General features: G+C 37.9%; 1 protein-coding gene. It reads left to right on the top strand.

Annotated elements, in window-relative coordinates:
* Positions 1-442: 442 nt before the first annotated feature.
* Entirely contained in the window at positions 443-1,681 is a 1,239-nt protein-coding gene (locus CP367_RS09075) for an IS110 family transposase (RefSeq protein WP_089145574.1), read from the top strand.
* Positions 1,682-1,800: the final 119 nt, after the last annotated feature.

The following is a 1,800-nucleotide window of genomic DNA, read 5'->3' as shown; positions in this document are numbered from 1 at the left end:
AATCTTGAGGCTCGATAACCACGATATAAACTAGCTTTTGCTTAGTAAACCTTCTTAACTTACGCATAAACTTGCTAAAATCACTATATAACCTCTCGTATTATATAAATTAAATCTGTGTTGATTGTCTTTTTAGTTTGTTTATTCGATCATCAGATGCTAGTCTCTAATTGTCATTGACCTTGGTCAATTGGTATAGGTTTTCACCTCCTGTAGCTTGACTACTTTGTAAGTCTGCCGCCCAAGCAGTTTTGCTAATGACTTACTCACATGCTGTATTGATTCTGGCTATTACTGATTCAGAGCAGTTTCAGTCGCAGCTTTTTAGCTTGAACCTGTGAATACTTATATTTTGCGAGACTGTCTTAGAAACTGTAATTAGGGGCTAACATGTGATGATCGATCTATGACCAAATATTTGTTAGAAAGGAGGCCATTCTCAATGAAACTTTTTATAGGAATTGACGTCAGTTCTAAAGACTTGCAAGTCGCTATTACTGACTCAGAAAATCATCAAAAACCTTTGCTTAACCAATCTTTTTCTAATGATCTGACTGGCGCTAATAAGGTCAAAAAGCTAATTCTCCAACTTGCTAAACAGAATAGCTATGACAAGGTAATTATCGGCATGGAGGCTACTTCAATTTATAGCTTTCATCCAGCCTATTTCTTTGCCAATGATGAGGACTTGCAAAAGCTTAATCTTGAAACTGATGTCGTTAATCCCAAAAATACTAAACGATTTCATGACGTTTACGAAGAAAATAAGAATGATCCTATTGATGCCTATTACATCGCGGAATACTTACGCTTTGGCAAGTATCACGTCACTATCGCTCGACAAGAGGAATACTTAGCTCTCCAGCGTCTAACCAGAACCAGATATGAAATCACGTCTTCCCTGGCCAGAGCTAAGCAGCACTTCATTGAAGCCCTTTACTATCGTCTAAACAAACTGGTTACCGTTGACAAGGAAAATATTAAAACTTCTATCTTTGGCGCAACAATGCTGTCTATTGTGACTGATAGTAAAACCATCGATGAAATCACTGAGATGCCAATCGAGGATTTAATTGATTACCTTCAGACTAAGGGACGCGGCCGCTTCTCTGATCCAGAAGCTTTAGCTAAAGCAATCAGGAAAGCCGTCAGAGGATCCTATCGTTTAGGTAAAGTCATGAAAGACTCAATTGATGCAGTATTATCTGTTTACTATACCGAGATTAAAACCAATCAGAAATTGATTAAAAATTTAGATAAAGCAATTACAGACATCGTTCAAGCGCTCCCTGAAGAGAGAATACTGCAGTCTATTCCGGGAATTGGACCAGTTTACTCTGCTGGCATCATCGCTGAAATTGGTAGTATTGATCGGTTCGATACTGAAGCTCAGCTGGCTAAATACGCCGGCCTAGCTTGGCGTCAAAAGCAGTCTAGTGATTTTGACAGCGAACACAAGCCAATGACCAAAAACGGCAATCATTATCTAAGATATTATTTGGTTGAAGCTGCCAACCTAATTAGATTAAGAGATCCCGTTTTTCGGAAGTACTATCAAAAGAAGTACGATGAAGCTTTCTATTCCCCGCATAAACGTGCTTGCGTCCTTTGTGCAAGAAAACTAGTTAGGACCATTTTCACTCTGCTCAAAAATGGTCAAATCTATCAAACACCGAGGTGATCAATTGGTCTAAAACATTTTTGGAGGAGTAAATAATAGTTATTAAAAACCCTTGAAATAGGGCCTAGTTTCATGCACGCAAATTTTGGCTTTAACACAAACTAATTAAAAATAAAATT

The organism is Lactobacillus sp. UMNPBX16 (assembly GCF_002553775.1).
GTDB classification, from domain to species: Bacteria; Bacillota; Bacilli; order Lactobacillales; family Lactobacillaceae; genus Lactobacillus; species Lactobacillus crispatus.
The sequence above is the reverse complement of the archived record's forward strand: the minus strand, read 5'-3'. Positions and strand labels throughout refer to the sequence as shown.